This is a genomic window from Pricia sp., assembly GCF_041745955.1.
In the GTDB taxonomy this organism is placed as follows: Bacteria; Bacteroidota; Bacteroidia; order Flavobacteriales; family Flavobacteriaceae; genus Pricia.
This window is the reverse complement of the sequence record NZ_JBGTHY010000204.1, coordinates 1-16,162: the sequence shown is the minus strand read 5'-3', so window position 1 is coordinate 16,162 and position 16,162 is coordinate 1. Positions and strand designations below refer to the sequence as shown.

11 protein-coding genes are annotated in these 16,162 nt (G+C 44.7%); 6 read left to right on the top strand and 5 right to left on the bottom strand.

What is annotated here, in order from left to right; genetic code table 11:
- Positions 1-2 precede the first annotated feature (2 nt).
- From ACEW8S_RS07230 to ACEW8S_RS07215, 4 genes are all read left to right on the top strand, one after another.
- Positions 3-1,361 carry a DUF5458 family protein gene (locus ACEW8S_RS07230; protein WP_373517495.1) on the top strand — a complete coding sequence of 453 codons (1,359 nt, stop codon included), beginning with the start codon at positions 3-5 and terminating at the stop codon, positions 1,359-1,361.
- Positions 1,362-1,671: 310 nt separating this feature from the next.
- Positions 1,672-2,496 carry a DUF4138 domain-containing protein gene (locus tag ACEW8S_RS07225; RefSeq protein WP_373517494.1) on the top strand — a complete coding sequence of 275 codons (825 nt, stop codon included), beginning with the start codon at positions 1,672-1,674 and terminating at the stop codon, positions 2,494-2,496.
- Entirely contained in the window at positions 2,493-3,032 is a 540-nt protein-coding gene (locus ACEW8S_RS07220; protein WP_373517493.1) for a conjugal transfer protein TraO, read from the top strand. Before ACEW8S_RS07225 ends, ACEW8S_RS07220 begins: the two co-directional genes overlap by 4 nt.
- Positions 3,033-3,227: 195 nt before the next feature.
- Positions 3,228-6,119: a PKD domain-containing protein gene (locus ACEW8S_RS07215; protein ID WP_373517492.1), complete on the top strand. Its 2,892-nt coding sequence runs from the start codon at positions 3,228-3,230 to the stop codon at positions 6,117-6,119.
- Between the two features lie 32 nt (positions 6,120-6,151).
- On the opposite strand, the gene recG is transcribed toward ACEW8S_RS07215, so the two are convergent.
- Positions 6,152-8,257 (bottom strand): ATP-dependent DNA helicase RecG, encoded by a 2,106-nt coding sequence (gene recG / locus ACEW8S_RS07210; protein ID WP_373517491.1) that lies wholly within the window; start codon positions 8,255-8,257, stop codon positions 6,152-6,154.
- Between the two features lie 192 nt (positions 8,258-8,449).
- On the opposite strand from recG, the gene ACEW8S_RS07205 reads away from it, so the two are divergent.
- Both ACEW8S_RS07205 and ACEW8S_RS07200 read left to right on the top strand, forming a co-directional pair.
- Entirely contained in the window at positions 8,450-10,612 is a 2,163-nt protein-coding gene (locus ACEW8S_RS07205) for a M1 family metallopeptidase (RefSeq protein ID WP_373517490.1), read from the top strand.
- 115 nt (positions 10,613-10,727) lie between these two features.
- On the top strand, positions 10,728-11,639 hold the full coding sequence (locus tag ACEW8S_RS07200; protein WP_373517489.1) for a patatin family protein: 912 nt from the start codon (positions 10,728-10,730) through the stop codon (positions 11,637-11,639).
- 58 nt (positions 11,640-11,697) lie between these two features.
- Here the strand turns inward: ACEW8S_RS07200 and ACEW8S_RS07195 are convergent, their stop codons facing one another.
- The 4 genes from ACEW8S_RS07195 to ACEW8S_RS07180 form a co-directional block, all read right to left on the bottom strand.
- Positions 11,698-12,216 (bottom strand): hypothetical protein, encoded by a 519-nt coding sequence (locus tag ACEW8S_RS07195; protein ID WP_373517488.1) that lies wholly within the window; start codon positions 12,214-12,216, stop codon positions 11,698-11,700.
- A gap of 116 nt (positions 12,217-12,332) precedes the next feature.
- Positions 12,333-13,103: a hypothetical protein gene (locus ACEW8S_RS07190; protein WP_373517487.1), complete on the bottom strand. Its 771-nt coding sequence runs from the start codon at positions 13,101-13,103 to the stop codon at positions 12,333-12,335.
- Between the two features lie 222 nt (positions 13,104-13,325).
- The gene (locus ACEW8S_RS07185) at positions 13,326-15,059 is read right to left on the bottom strand and encodes a phytoene desaturase family protein (RefSeq protein ID WP_373517486.1); all 1,734 of its coding nucleotides are present in this window, start codon (positions 15,057-15,059) and stop codon (positions 13,326-13,328) included.
- 54 nt (positions 15,060-15,113) lie between these two features.
- Positions 15,114-15,803 (bottom strand): SGNH/GDSL hydrolase family protein, encoded by a 690-nt coding sequence (locus ACEW8S_RS07180; protein WP_373517485.1) that lies wholly within the window; start codon positions 15,801-15,803, stop codon positions 15,114-15,116.
- Between the last annotated feature and the right edge of the window lie 359 nt (positions 15,804-16,162).

Sequence of the window (16,162 nt, the reverse complement as noted above, 5' to 3'; positions counted from 1 at the left end):
AAATGGCAGACGCACAGAATATACAGCAAACCGCACAGTTAAGCGATAGGCCCTACGCGGAGCAGATAAAGCAAAAATCGAATGAATTCGTAAAATACGGAGGCTTCGATCTTTTGGAATCCGCCATTGACGGGGTACAAAATTTGAATCCTGATAGAAAGGCCCGACGGAAAATGTTTCTTTCCGAAAACAGTAAAAAGCAAGAGCGTAGCGAATTGCTTAAAACCTTACAACTTTGGTCCGATACCCTAAAATCAGGCAAAGATATTATCGACTTGGTACAGGCCGCCGATGATAAGGCCCAAGAGTCGCAAAAGGTACTTACCAAAAACCTAAAGGCTGCTCTTGCGGAAACAAGGGAACTCGAAACTTCGTATCGGTCTGTAGCCCTTTTTTATAAGAATACGGATATGCCTTCGTTGAAGAACGTATCCATTATGAACGCCGAGCTAGAGCAGCTTTCGGATTTGGACAATACACGTTTCATCGATCACATTCGTGAAGAACTGGTCGATAAATATGACCGTTTGGATCTTAGGGAAAATTACGGTCTCATGGTTTTGCCCGGCTATTTGGGCTCAAAATCCGTTGTTGATAAATGGGCAAAGATCGCCTATGAAAACAAAGTGACCTTGATTACCGATTTTGCACATTTAGATGAACCGGACGATGTCATGGAAATGTTCGAAAGTGCCAATCTTGCAAGTGGTGACGTGTTCCTATCCAATACTATCATGACCTGTAACTGGTTGGTAGGCCGTGGCAAACACGACGAAGTGGGTGAAGAGGAAGATGTGCACGTTCCGCCATCCGGCGCTTTGGCCGGTAAAATTTATAAGACCTTGATGTCTCAGGTAACCGCCGGCAAAAAACATGGTGGCCTTAGTGAGGTTGATGGTGTGTGTTTCGATTTGAGAAAAAGTGAAATTGCCAATCTTGAAAATCTCGGACTTGTGCCGATGGTCAACGAATATGGTAAGGTTATGGCCTTTTCGGCCAAAACACTTTTCAACGGTGACAACCTTGGCTTACAGACGTACTCCGTTGTACGTGTTTTCGACTATGTCGCCAAAGTGTTGATGGACTTTTTGAACCGAAGGGCTTTCGAAAATTTCAACACAAAGACAAGAAACGAGATACAGGCACAGATCGTACGCTTTTTAGATAATATTACCGGACCTGATAAACTGATCGAGAATTTCGAGATCCGTAGATTCGAGCAAGATCAGAATCAGAAAGACCGTATTTATATGGACATTCGTCTTAAACCTTATTTTCCCGCCAAAAACTTTTTGATCAAAATGGACGGACAAAAAGGCGACGAAGGTACCGATTGGGATACGGAGTATGCACAGGCCTAGATTTTATAGTGTTTTGCGGCATTAGCTGTAGAAGTCATATTTTCAAATTATATAAAGGGATTTACTTTCTAGCGTTTATAATCGTGAGAAGTGAAATCCCTTTTTTAGTACCATAAATTTCGGTTATACGTAGAAAAAACCTGCCGCAGGTCGTCGTAAACTACATCCCTTTTGACTAATATTAATACTATTAAGTAGGTTTTTTGGTTTTATAATAATCATGAAGAGCAGCTTTATTTTCTACCTATTAAACATATGCTTTTGTTTTGGCTCCTTTGGCCAAGATCAAAATGCAAAACCCATTGCACTATTGGCGAACGAGCATGCCACGACAACCCTATTTTTTCCGGCCGCTATTTCCAAGACCATTGATCCCGCCGCGAATTTCAAGTTCGAATATCAGAACGATGACCTTAGTATTGGCCTTCTAAGTGGCAAAAATGGCAGTCCCAGCAATCTTACCGTAATCACCGATGATGGATATATTTATTCATTTGCCCTTCAGTATTCCGAAAAAATAGAAACTTTTAATTTTATATTGGCCATCGACATGGCAGTCGGGCGCATCCCAAACCGTACATCACACTCTGTAGATAATGAAGATAAAGAGGTAAAGCTGGATTCCCCTACAGAAGCAGACGATGAACCCTATGAAGAAACCGAATATGACACCTTAGGGTCAAGCAATGGCGAAGGCGACCTGTATGATGTCGACAGAGAAGAGTACTACCGTATATTTTGTGAAAACAACTATCTGCAAAAGTCCATCTTCATGCGTACTTTCCGCCAGAACAAAAGAGTGGTGCTCAAGTTGAATAATATTTTGACAGACAACGACGAAATCTATTTTGTGCTTCAGGTCGAGAATAATTCCCGAAAGGAATACGTAGTAAACGGATTGAGTTTTTTCCGTAAAACAGGTGTCGGACAGTTACAGAAAATAATAAATCCAATATACGTTTTCAATCTTCAGGATAAAATCGACCCCCAAAGCATCAACGAGGTAGTATTTGTTTTTAAACGATTTACCATTTCCAGCAAAGAAGAGGTATATGTTGTTTTAGATGAGCTGGAAAATGATAGAATGGTGATGCTGCCTTTGGACAATACACAAATAAACGCCCCCACAAATTGAAGTCACAAGCCTACTTTCTGATTTTGTTTCTTTTCCCCCTGCTTGCCATTTCCCAAAGCTACTCCAAGACTTTTTCGGTGAACGGTGGTATTTTTGGCGAAGGCTACGGCGTTGGGATTACGTATAACACAAATCTTAACGAAAACACCTTTACCCAAATCGGCCTTGAGGTCTCGATGGCCGATTATAAGTCCGGGGAAATCAGCGTACCCTACTCAAGTTTTACGGCGAGCTACTCCTATTTTCTTACCGTGTACAGTAGAAACCGGAAGATGCAGTCTTTAAGCATAGGTGGTGGTGCCATTGCCGGATACGAACTGGTAAATAACGGCAATAACGATATATCAAAGGTGGTTTCCCTTGACGGTAATAGCAAGTTTATTTATGGCGGAGTGGCCACTATCGACCTAGATATCATTCTTAGCGAACATATTTCTTTGATCATAAAATCTTCCCAGTTTTATCATGTAAACAGTGATTTCGGAAAGTTGACCAATTTCTCTGGGTTAGGGCTGCGGTATTACTTTAACCTTTAAGGATTAAAAATCCAATCCTCTTTTTTCAAAATGGGGTACGGATTACTTACCGTGTTGCCCATGCATTACCACCGACTTATATGGTCTCTTTTTATTGATTTCTGTCGTTTACATCGCAAAAGCAAGTGCTTCAACCAAAATCCGCACTAAAACAAAGCTATTATCGGTTAATACCTAAACCCCTAAGGTAAACCGATGAAAAACCTTATTCGAACTACAGCTTTTATCTTTTCGATTTTCACTATAATCTTCGCCTGTACCAAAGAAATAGAACTTAAGACCGAGGTTGAGTTCAGCGTGACCGAGCAGCACAAGGCCGAAGGTTATATCAATGAAGACCTACTTACCACGATAACCGTGGTACCCGAAGAAATACTCGAAGAGTTTTCGTACTCCTATTCGTACTCCGTTTCGAAGGGTGAGGGTCATTTTCGGGATAGATCAGGCTCTATTTTTCCCAAAAATGAGAACATTCCATTGAACCCGTTTTCTGCTTCGATGATGTATGTAGGCACTAAAGCTGGAGATCACCTTGTAAAGATTGTAGCAACGGACAATTACGGTTTTACCGAGGAAGTAGAAATCGATTATATCGTAGCAGCAATACCGCCCATGGTATGGACGGCTACGAGTCCGGTGAAACGGGTCGAGTTGGTCAACAGTGCACAAATCACGGTAAACTTTGAAAAATCAGATGCCAATACCGACGTGAACTACGAGAGGCGATATCGTGTGGTAGCAGGTTCGGGAAGTCTTATCGAAGGGTCTACCGAAGTAGAGGTTGAGCTCAATGAATTTCAATCCATTCTTCCGGGTACGTACATCTTGAATTTTACACCACGAGAACTGGGAGTTATCGAACTTTTCTTTGATTTAAAGGGAGATGATGGCAAAGAATTTACGGCCGAACTCAGTTTTGAGGTATTGGAGGAAATCGTGGATACCGTAATTCCCGAAATTACCATGTTGGGAGACAATCCCTTTACCGTTCAAATCGGCAGTAATTATAAAGACCCGGGAGCCCAAGCTTTGGATGATGTGGATGGCGATATTTCTGGTGATATTTTGGCAGATACTTCCGAGGTCGATATGTCGCGATCGGGCACATATACGGTCACCTATAATGTCAGTGATTCATCCGGCAATGCAGCTGTTGAAATTGTACGAATGGTGGAGGTGATTACTGGAGACAACCCGCAAAGTCCGGAAAACGATATTTTGTCCTTTGCAATTCCTGGACAGCAAAAAACCGCAAATATTGATGCAACTGACCATACGGTTACGCTCAACGTTCCTTCAGGGACAGAGACTAACGTGTCGCCGATAGCGTTAAGCGTATCTCCCGATGCCAGTGTATCGCCTTCGCAAAACGAACCCCAAAATTTTAAAAATCCGATAACCTATATAGTAACGGCCGAAAATGGCGACCAACAGGAATGGACTGTTGAGGTCAATGTGGCCGCAAGTGCGGACAAATCCATTGAAAAGTTCACAATAGCAGGTGTAGAGGGAGCTGTATCCGGAACGGAAATCTCAGTAACGCTTCCTGCCGGTAGCGATGCCAGCTCCCTAACGCCGTCAGTCCAATTCATCGGTACCAGTTTGAGCCCACAATCCGGTACTACTGTCGATTTTACATATCCAGCAACTTACACGGTCACCGCCGAAGATGGCAGTACACAAGAGTATAGGGTAACGGTAATTATCGAGAAGAGTGGTGCGAAAAACATAACGGATTTCGAAATCGATGGAATTGCAGGAGTTTTCAACGGTACAAACATTAACGTAACACTGCCGGCCGGTAACGATGAGAAATCCCTTTCACCAACAATCGGTCATACAGGAGAATCGATTAGTCCGGATTCTGGATCTGTAATAGATTTTACAAACCCGGTGACTTTTACGGTAACTGCCGAAGATGGCACTCAAAAAACCTACAACGCATCCGTAATCGTAAGCGGCGATAGACCGACGGCCAATGCTTCTGCGAACCCAATGACAGCTTTCATAAATCAGGATGTGAATTTTACGGGAAGCGCATCTACTGACGACGTAAATCTCGTCAGCTATGCTTGGAATTTTGATGACGGAAATACTAGCACTTCCGCTAATCCCGTTCATAGGTATACCGGCCAGGGAGATTATACCGTAACACTTACGGTGACTGACGACGGAGGGCTGACCGATACGGCTTCCTTGCAGATAGAAGTTCCCAATCAGGCCCCGGAGGCGGTAGGCAGCGCCAATCCAACAAATGCCGATACCGGTGAAACGATAAATTTTACGGGAAGTGCCTCTTCGGACGATGCTGGCATTTTTTCTTATCTATGGGAATTTGGGGATGGAAATACAAGCAATGCCGCAAATCCGATGCATAGTTACGTGGTAGAAGGTAATTATTCGGTAAAACTTACGATCACCGATAATCAGGGATTAATGGACACCGCAAACATAAACATAACTGTAAAGGTTCCCAACCGGTCACCGATAGCCGTAGCTTCTTCTGACAAGACAAGCGGCCCCAATATACTTACCGTGAATTTTAATGGTAGTGGATCAAGCGATCCGGACGGAGACACTTTAAGCTATATTTGGAATTTTGGTGATGGTAACACCTCCAACCAAAGGAACCCAAGCCACGATTTTGACGTAGCCGGTAACTACAACGTGAAGCTGTCCGTTTCGGATGGCCCGTTCACCTCGACGGACAACGTCTCGATTAGTGTAAGTGCGTTTAACAGGGTGACCGGTCGCTATAGTGCCCCTGTGGGATCACTGGTCACCGTAAAGATTACCTCCATTGGCGGTGGCAAGGGAAGTGCAAATCTCCAAGCACATGCCGGCAGTGGTCGAACAGGAAATGAATTCATGAGTTTGAACACGAGTTGGAACGGAGTGGATGAAGGTTCCACGTTTCTCGATGAGGACGAAAATAGTTTTATAGTGCCTTCAAGCGGTTTCATTTACTTTTATGGACGGCATAACGATGTGATCTATGACTCCCAAACCTACGTGACATTCACCAATAATCAAGCTGCATATAGTGCAAACGGTTTTTTGCGGGAAGATTCTGTTATCCAAGAATGAAGATTCTGCTATCCAAGAATAGGGCGGTAAGATTAGCTAATATAATTCCAAATATCCGTATGCTTGACTAATTGCCCATACGCATGCCGAACGACCAAATTGTCGGGATGTTCCAGCCCCGGATCTTCCTTCAGCAATTTTATGGCATAATGGCGGGCAGTTTTCAAGATATCATTATCCCTAACAATATCGGCGATTTTAAGGTTGAGCACACCACTCTGTTGCGTACCCATTAAATTGCCCGGACCGCGCAGACGCAGGTCGACTTCGGCTATTTCAAAGCCATCGTTGGTAGCGACCATGGTCTGTAGGCGGGTCTTTGCTTCGGAGGATAGTTTATGGCTGGTCATCAAGATACAATAGCTTTGATCGGCACCCCGACCGACGCGGCCGCGTAGCTGGTGTAATTGCGATAGCCCAAAGCGTTCGGCACTTTCGATGATCATTACGGAGGCATTGGGTACGTTAACACCCACTTCGATTACCGTGGTGGCGACCATGATCTGGGTTTCGCCTTTAACGAAACGTTCCATCTCGTAATCCTTGTCCATAGATTTCATCTGGCCGTGTACGATGGATATTTGGTATTCGGGTAGGGGGAAATCCCGAACGATACTTTCGTAACCGTCCATGAGATCTTTGTAATCCATGGCTTCGGATTCCTGTATTAGGGGATAAACGATATATATCTGCCTTCTTTTTTTGATTTCGTCACGGATAAATTGGAACACCTTAAGTCGGTTAGAATCGTATCTATGTACGGTCTTAATCGCCTTCCGGCCCGGCGGAAGCTCGTCGATTACTGAAATATCGAGATCCCCGTATAGGCTCATGGCCAAGGTTCGGGGAATGGGGGTGGCCGTCATAACAAGTACATGTGGTGGAATCTCGTTTTTATGCCAAAGCTTTGAGCGCTGTGCCACTCCGAAGCGGTGCTGTTCGTCGACGATCGCCAAGCCTAGATTTTTATATTGAACTTTGTCCTCAAGCAGGGCATGCGTGCCGATCAGAATTTGAAGTTCGCCATTTTCCAGTTGTTCGTGGATGGGTCGGCGGGCGGATTTCTTAACGGAACCGGTCAACAAGGCACAGGTAACGCCGGTACCTTCGAGCAATTGGCTTATGCTGTTATAATGTTGGTTCGCCAAAATTTCCGTGGGTGCCATCAAGCAGGCCTGAAAACCGTTATCGATGGCGAGCAGCATGATCATTACGGCTACAATGGTTTTTCCCGAGCCGACATCGCCCTGTAGCAGGCGGTTCATCTGGGCGTTGCTTCCCAAATCGGATCGGATTTCCTTAATGACCCGTTTTTGTGCATCGGTCAGTTCAAATGGAAGATGATTGGCATAGAAATCGTTAAAAAGTTCCCCGACCTGATCAAAATTAAAGCCTTTGATCTTCTGCTTCCGCTGCATTTTTTTAGAAAGTAGCTGCAACTGGATGTAAAAGAGTTCTTCGAGTTTTAAGCGGAATTGCGCCTTGGCCAACAACTCCTGATTTTTTGGAAAGTGGATGTTGAACATCGCCTCGCTCTTCGGCAGCAGTTTCAGCTCGTGCAAAAGGGTAGGGGAGAGGGTTTCTGAAAACCGTCCCTTGGTCTCCATGAACAGTTGCTGCATCAGTTTATTGATCGCCCGATTGGTAATCCCCTTATTGCTTAGCATTTCCGTGGAAGGGTAGACGGGCTGCATGGCGATCTTGAGTCCCTGTTCGTGCTCGGTCAGCAATTCCATTTCTGGGTGCGCCATGGAGAATTGGCCGTTGTACCAATTGCATTTACCGAAGATGACATAGGGAGTATTGAGCTTTAGATTTTCCCGGATCCATTTTTGGCCGCGGAACCATACCAGTTCCATTTCACCGGTTTCGTCGATAAAGGAAGCGACCAATCGCTTGCCTTTTTTCTGTTCGACGGTTTTGATGTGGACGATTTTTCCGAGGATTTGTACATCGGCACTGCTGCGCTGTAGCTGGGTAATCTTGTAATATTGGGTCTTGTCGATGTAGCGGTTGGGAAAGAGATTGAGAAGGTCTTGAAAGGTCTGAATGTCCAGTTCCGACTGCAAGGTTTCGGCGCGGTTCGGGCCTACACCTTTGAGGTACGCGATCGGGGTCTGTAGCAAATTGGCATTCATAGGGCTAAAATAGAAGTTCGGCAATTGAAACGCAAGTATTAAAAGCTCGCCTCATTCCAAAAGAGGGTGGACGCCTTCCTCCCGGTCATGTTTCGCTCGTTGGAGGCAGGTAAAAAAGAGGTGAGCTTTTAAGTATCCGATATCTAGGACAATTGTTGTAATTTTCGGCTTAAATGCCGGTATCTTTGCTTCATGAAATTTTTTCTTTTCCTTTTACTTCTACTTGAATCCATTCCAATAAATGCCCAGCATCAAGATAAGGTAGATTTTGTCAGGGGCGAGGTTTCAATAACACCCCTTCCCAAGCAAAAAAGGATTATGGGTGAAGTAGCGTATACTTTTGAGGTCTTGGCGGATGTGGATTCCGTTTTTCTGGATGCCCAAAATATGAGTTTTTCGACCGTTAAATTAAATGGTGCCAAGGCCAAATATTCCAACACGGACAAAATTATTTCCATTCATAAAAAGTTTAAAAAGGGGCGGTCGTATATCCTTTTACTTGATTATTCGGCGACCCCGAAGCAAACGGTCTATTTTCTGGGATGGGACGATGACCTTGTAGATAACGAGCAAACCGCGCCATTGGTGAGGCAGTCGGAGCCAACCGGTAGTCAAGGCCTTCCATCAGGGAAGCAAGACGTGCCGTCCGAAAAGCAAGTATGGACCCAAGGACAAGGCAAATACACCAGCCATTGGCTTCCCAGCTTTGACGACATGGAGGAAAAGGTGGAGTTCGACCTGAATATCACCTTTGATGATTCGTATGAAATCATTGCGAATGGAAAGTTGGTATCCGCAAAAAATAATCGCACAGGGAAAAAAACCTGGCATTTTGATATGCAGCAACCTATGAGCAGTTATCTCTTGGCTTTTGTAGTAGGAAATTACGAAAAACAAGAGCTGGTTTCCAATAGTGGCATCCCCATAACCAATTATTATTATCCGGAAGATAGCCTTCGTGTCGAACCTACTTATCGCTATACCCGGCGGATTTTTGATTTTCTAGAGGATGAAATAGGGGTCAAGTATCCGTGGCAGAACTACAAACAGATTCCCGTTCAAGACTTTTTATACGCGGGAATGGAAAATACGGGCACTACCATGTTTTCGGATGGCTACGTTATCGATTCCACCGCATTCACCGACAAAAACTATGTCAACGTCAACGCCCATGAAATGGCGCATCAATGGTTCGGCAACCTAGTTACGGAAAAGGATGGCAACCACCATTGGCTGCATGAAGGTTTTGCTACATACTACGCCTATCTGGCAGAAAGGGAACTTTTTGGCGACGATCATTTTTATTGGAAATTATACACCTCTTTGATGCAACTTCAGGGCTTGGCAGAAAGAGGGGAAGGGGAAAGCCTGCTCAATCCGAAAGCCAGTAGCTTGACTTTTTACGAGAAAGGGGCTTGGGCACTTTTTATGCTCCGGGAACAGCTCGGTGACGAGGCCTTCAATACTGGTATTCAAAATTATCTACAAAAGTACAGCTTCAAGAATGTCACGGTTTCCGATTTTTTGGAGGAAATGGAAAAGGCATCCGGCAGCTCTGTATCCGATTTCAAAAAAGATTGGCTGGATAATAAAGGTATCCTCCTCAACGACGCCAAAGAAAAACTTTCAGGATATTCGCCTTCCTTGCAGCTTCTTTTTGATATGGAAGCGGAGTCGAAAAAGACGAATAACGACACTATCGACTACGGAAAGTATTGGAACGGGAGCCCATCCATCCATCTTAAAGAATATATCCTTGAAACACATCGGAATGGCCTTCCCGAAGAAATCATAGAAAAGGCATTTGCCTCCGATACTGTTCCTATTCGGCAAGCCTTGTCCATGGCGACCGATGTCAAAAAATATCCAAAGGAAGCCTTTGAATCCTTATTGAACGACAAAAGCTATGTCACCGTAGAAAATGCGCTGTTCAAACTTTGGGAAACCTATCCTCGGGACAGAAAAGTATATTTGGATAAAACGAAGGAACTCATTGGACTCCCCAATAAAAATCTACGTCTTTTGTGGCTGACCTTGGCCATGCTCACGCAGGAGTATCAAGGAAGCCAAACCAAAGTGTATTTTGATGAACTAAGTGGCTATACCGATGCCCGATATTCCTTTGAGGTCAGGCAGGGCGCTTTTTTTTACCTGAAAGAAGCCTTTGGGCTTACCGACCAAAACCTGAAGGATTTGATCCAGGCCGCAACCCATCATTCTTGGCAGTTCAAGAAATTCGCACGGGATACATTGGACGAATTGTTGAAGGATCCGGACTATAAAAAACGGGTTCAAAACCTTACAAACGAACTAAATGGTGAAGAATTACGTTATTTGAATAGTATTGGGTATTAAGTCATATGCCCAAGGTATTACGACTATTATTTTGCGTTTGCCTATCCATTTGAAAAATATCGGACGTCAAACTTGAACCCGTATCCAAATAACTAGTAACCATGTACAAATTCCCATGAGAGCATTGGTAATTTCCGGCGGCGGCAGCAAGGGCGCTTTTGCAGGCGGTGTCGCTCAGTATCTAATGCAGGAGCTGCATCATACCTACGATCTGTTTTTGGGTACCTCTACCGGAAGTCTGTTGATTTCGCATCTGGCCCTGCAAAAAATCGATAAGATCAAGCAAGTCTATACCTCTGTCGATCAGGAAAGTATTTTTAGCAACTGCCCCTTTACCATTCAAAAAAAGTATGGCGTGAACACCATTGGTATCAATCATTGGAACGTACTTAAGAATCTTTACAATGGGGGAAAGACATTTGGAGAGAGCCACAATCTTCATAAACTCATAAAAAATACGCTGACCCGCGAAGAATTCAAACATTTAAAGCAAGGCCCCATGGAAATTATCGTGACGGTCTCGAACCTTTCACTGAACCAAGTGGAATACAAAAATATCAACGATTACGGTTACGAGGAGTTTTGTGAATGGATCTGGATTTCCTGTAACTACACTCCCTTTATGAGCCTAGTGCGTAAAAACGGATGCGAATATGCCGATGGGGGACTGGGGAATATGGTGCCTATTGAAGAGGCCATCAAACGCGGTGCGACCGATGTCGACGTCATCGTACTCCAGACGGAGGTCAGTCATTTGAACCGACTGCCCTCAAAGAACCCTTTTTCGTTGATGACCACCATCTTCGAGTTTATGCTTGATCGTATTGAGCACCAGAACGTCCGTATCGGTAAATTCGTGGCAAGCCACAACGACGCCATCATCAATTTCTATTATACGCCAACGGTACTTACTACGAATTCCCTAATTTTCGATAAAGAAAAAATGACGGCTTGGTGGGAGAGTGGATTCAATTTTGCCAAGACTAAAAACACGGAACTGAATCAGATAAAACCGGAAGTGGAGTAGTTTAAGGGCAACCCATAAACTTTTTGAGTTTGACGTTAGTGTTCGAGTTTGAACTTCCCTACCAAAGATTGCCGATTTCTTTCTTCACGAAAGACAAGGCCGTGGCGGAGGGTGAATCCTTTTCCATGGTTTGGGTGAGAATATCTTCGCGCAATTTGTCCGCCGAATCGGTCTGGCTCATGGCTGCTTTGCGGATCATCTGTACGGTCGCACTTTTGGCGGCCTTGATAATGTTCCAGCACTCGTCGGTCATATAGATCTGTTGCGAAAGGTTATGATCGAACTCGATTTCGATACTTTTTATGAGTAGGGCCTCATAGGCATTTTTATCCGATGATTTCGGCGCTACTCGAACGACAAGGCTGGCTATGGCTATTCGTTCTAAAAATAACGCCATTCGCTCATAAGCCTGTAATCGGATAGGGAGTGTATTTTTTTGGGTGTCCTTATGAAGTAGGAACCGTCGACGGCCTTCCTCGTTTTTCGTGTGTAGCTTAAAAAAGTGAAAAGCGACAACGCCTGTTACGACCGCAGGTAGCAAAAAGCCGAATAGTTGTAAAATTCCTTCTCCAGACATAATTTTTCGAATTGGTTACTGGATGTAGAACGAACGATTCCTGTAAAAATTATATGGAACGCGCTTGATTCGGACAAAGTTTTGCTGTCCTCCGCAACTGCGACCGCCAACTTTTTTTAGTTTTTCATTTCCTCCCGCACCATCAAGTAAAAATCGCTGAATTTCGGATGAATTTTCATTTGGACACCTTCTTTAAGGTTTCCGTCTTTGCCTATGGTAGTAATGCGCTCGGGTGCTATCGCAAATTTGCTTTGTAATACGGTCGATAAAGCAAGGGCCTGCTGTGCGGGTAGGTTCAGGTCGCCGGTCATACTCAGTCCTTCAATATCCAGTGCTGTGCTAGGGTTGGCTTTTAAAACATTCGCTATTTTTTCTGCCCATGCTTCCGCTTCGGGGGTCAATTTGGTGCCAATATCACTTCCGTAAAGACTGGTCAAATCTGAAGAAACTACGATGGAACCATTCGATACGGCAATTTTGGCATCTTCGCCCAAGGTCTGTTTTACGTTGGTCAAGACCACGATAATAGTCGAATCGTTACTGGCAATGGCATTTTTGATGGACCGTAGTTTGCCCTCTGTTGCCTGTAGACTCTGGATGGCACTGTTCGCGATATCGGAATTTTTGTTCGAAACTGCGGTAAAATTGGTGATGTTCGACATCAGCGTATTGTTCGCCGCTTGAAGGTCCGACACTTGAGCCTCGAAGGAAGTCGCCCTTGCCTGGGCTACTTTTTCGTTTTTTCTGGCGTCTAAAACTTCTGACTTCACGGAATCTAATTGTGATCTCAGGCTTTCTATTTTTTCGATCAGTTCGCTTTTCCTTTGGGCCTGTAAGGTCGTGGAGGTACATGCAATAAGGAATAGGGTTGTTAGGAACGTCTTCATTGGTTTATTGATTTTAGGGGATATTTTTAGAATAATTTTTAGTTGGGACTACGTATCAGAAATCCGCGCAAAAGTATAGCATTCTTTTTTCTTGTGGAAATATTCGCTATCCGAGTAGGGACACTCTTACAATTTAAAGTGTAGATAAACCGCGGTGTCCCTCAAAGGGTGCTATCACCGATTGGAACGCTCAAAGGTGTATAGTATTGTATGCAACCTATTTTAAATTTGCTCTTTTATGACTTTGGAAAGTGCCCTGGCCCGTTTCACCTCTATTTTTCTGACCATCCAATCCGGGTAATCGGAGGCATCTTCGGCTTCGTAGATTCTTAAATGTTGGTCCTCCATAGGGGTTTTCAGTTCATCGGGATGGCATCCTAAAATCTGTGCAGCGGTATCGACGCCTGAATGGGAGGCACCGGCCACTCCGTGAGACAAAATACTGGCCCCACAGAGATACAGGTTCTCGATCTCGCTTTTGGCCTTGAAGGCAAACGGACCAATATTTTTTAAGCTTTTTTCGGTACCATATACGTTACCATCGGTAGTGTTGATGTAGTATTCATTAGTGATGGGCGTGCCCAAATCTTTGTGTACGATGTGATTGCTTACTCCAGGCACTGCCTTTTCAACACCTCTGATCATTTTTTGCGTAAGGCGTTCTTTGAAGTCCTGATATTCTTGGGAGCGTTGCGCATCCTCATTTTTGTATATTTCGAAAGCTTTGTAGTCGATAAAAGTAATGGCCTCGATATTGTGGTGTTTTCCGTCAAAACTTGCGGGATCTTTAAGGGTGGTACAACTGATGAACATAGCCTCAAAAGCCTCGCCCTTATCGATATCGGCGTTGAGAATCTGTTCGAAAGGGTCATTGCCATCGGCTTCGGGCATCATCCAGATATTTCCGGAATCCAATCCTGCTTTCCGTACGTCCATATCCACCGTCAAAAAAAGCATGAGCGAGGTACAGGAATATTTGGTCTTGCCGAGTTTCTTCTGCAATTTCGGACTTAAATTATTCCTTCCTATCAATGAATTGTAAGTAATTCCGACATCGGCATTCGATACGATGCGGTCGGCAAAAAGTTGCTGTCCGTTTTCTAGCGTTACCCCGACCGCCCTCTTTTGTTGTTCGCCTTCTACGATAATTTTGCTTACGGCAGCGCTGGTCCGTATTTCGCCGTCATGTCTTTTCAGCGCATTGGTCATGGCCTTAATCAAAGCACCGCCACCGCCCATGGGGTAATAGCCGCCCTGATAATAGTGGTACATCAGCGCACTGTGCAGCACAAAGGGGACTTTGGATGGTGATACCCCATGGTCGCCGCACTGAACATTGAGAATGTTTTTCAGTAGTGGGTCTTTGATATGCCATCCGATAACACGGCGCAGGCTGAACAGACCGTATTTTCCAAAATGCCTCGTGCGGTACGGCAAGGTCAATTTTTGCCAAAAACCTTTGATATAGGGAAGCGAATAGAGCTCCTGACTGACCTTTCGGGTCAGGTCAAGGTATTTGCGGATATTTTTCTTTTCCTTGGGAAAACGAGCGGACAACCGATTGACTAACCCATCAAAATTCGCCGGATAATCGAAACGTTCCTCCCCGATACGAACGTGTTCATAGGCATCGGGATTCATACGGAAAAAGACCAGGTCGTTGGCGATACCCAAGCCCCGATACAGATCGCTAGTGGATTCTCCCTCGCCCAAAAGTCCCACATAATGCACGCCTGGCGTGAATCGATGTCCGTTCAGGTAAAAACTATGGCACCAGCCTCCGGGCACGTCGTGTTGTTCGAGTACCAGTACCTTTTGACCGGCGCGTGCCAGACAGATAGCGGTCGCCAAGCCCCCGGCACCGGCACCGATAATAATGGTATCCCACTTTTCAGGAGTATCGGTATCCGTAGTAAGGGTATCGTCATTTTTTGGATGGTTTTTTTGGGAAGCCATTTGGGTTTTAAATTTCTGAAATTCGAAGGTAGAAATAAAAATTCAGCACCAGACCTATTTCTTCAACGCTTCGTCAATCGCCTTCTCGACCAAAGGTTCCATCACTTTATAGCCTTCGATGGTGGGGTGTACTTCATCGTCCGCGTATTTTTTGGGTAGTCCGTTGCGGTCATCGGCCATGGCTGAAAAGTAATCGAGATAGATATGTCCCTTTTCCTCGGCGTATGCTTTGATCATTTTGTTCAGTTCCATAATTTTGGGAGCCGGCTCCAAACCCGGTTTCCACGGATAGTCGAAAGCGGGCAGGGTAGACGAAAGCACTACTTTGATTCCGTTCGAGTGGGCGATTTCGGACATGGATTTTATGTTATCGGCAATCATCTCCAAAGTCGAAGGTCCCGTATTGCCAGCAATGTCATTGGTACCGGCAAGAATAACGACCACCTTAGGTTTTAGATCAACGACGTCCTGTTGAAAACGGAGTAGCATTTGGGGTGTGGTCTGGCCGCTTATCCCTCGGTTGACGTATGGTTTTCCCTCGAAGAACTCGGGTCTTTTGTTCAGCCATCCTATGGTGATGGAGTTGCCCATAAACACCACACGATCCTCATCGGCAGCGGGTGCGTCTAGTTTTTGGTTGGTTTCCTGAAACTCCTTCAGATTGGGCCAGTCCTGTCCGTAAATACCCTCTACAAGACCGAGGCCTATTAAAAATGCGAGAAAAGTGGATTTTAAGTTTTTCATAGTTCACACCAGATTATCGAATTGTTTTTGTTCTTCCAAAGTCAACGGTAACTCCTTCATAATTTTTACTGCCGTTGGCCGCTGCACGATAAGATAAACGATCAAGGCTATCGCAATGACCAAATATAAGCGATTCCCGCTTCAAAAATAAACCATCAGGGCCAAAAGCCCCCGGTCCTTCCAAAAAGGCGTACCTGATTAGCGATGCGACTTGATATTTTCAATATTTCGCACTTTTTCCCTTCGCCAAAGTCCGTTCGATAAACGCCCGGATATCGTTGTTGGATTTTTCGAGATCTTCGCGTCGCAGATACATCATGTGGCCACTGCGGTAGCCCTTGAACTCAAAACGGTCTTTC

Bases quoted from the DNA above. Each gene is read 5' to 3' on its own strand.
- ACEW8S_RS07180 (WP_373517485.1), bottom strand. From the start codon at position 15,803: ATGAAAAACTTAAAATCCACTTTTCTCGCATTTTTAATAGGCCTCGGT.
- ACEW8S_RS07195 (WP_373517488.1), bottom strand. From the start codon at position 12,216: ATGTCTGGAGAAGGAATTTTACAACTATTCGGCTTTTTGCTACCTGCG.
- ACEW8S_RS07185 (WP_373517486.1), bottom strand. From the start codon at position 15,059: ATGGCTTCCCAAAAAAACCATCCAAAAAATGACGATACCCTTACTACG.
- ACEW8S_RS07205 (WP_373517490.1), top strand. From the start codon at position 8,450: ATGAAATTTTTTCTTTTCCTTTTACTTCTACTTGAATCCATTCCAATA.
- ACEW8S_RS07200 (WP_373517489.1), top strand. From the start codon at position 10,728: ATGAGAGCATTGGTAATTTCCGGCGGCGGCAGCAAGGGCGCTTTTGCA.
- ACEW8S_RS07215 (WP_373517492.1), top strand. From the start codon at position 3,228: ATGAAAAACCTTATTCGAACTACAGCTTTTATCTTTTCGATTTTCACT.
- ACEW8S_RS07190 (WP_373517487.1), bottom strand. From the start codon at position 13,103: ATGAAGACGTTCCTAACAACCCTATTCCTTATTGCATGTACCTCCACG.
- recG (WP_373517491.1), bottom strand. From the start codon at position 8,257: ATGAATGCCAATTTGCTACAGACCCCGATCGCGTACCTCAAAGGTGTA.
- ACEW8S_RS07230 (WP_373517495.1), top strand. From the start codon at position 3: ATGGCAGACGCACAGAATATACAGCAAACCGCACAGTTAAGCGATAGG.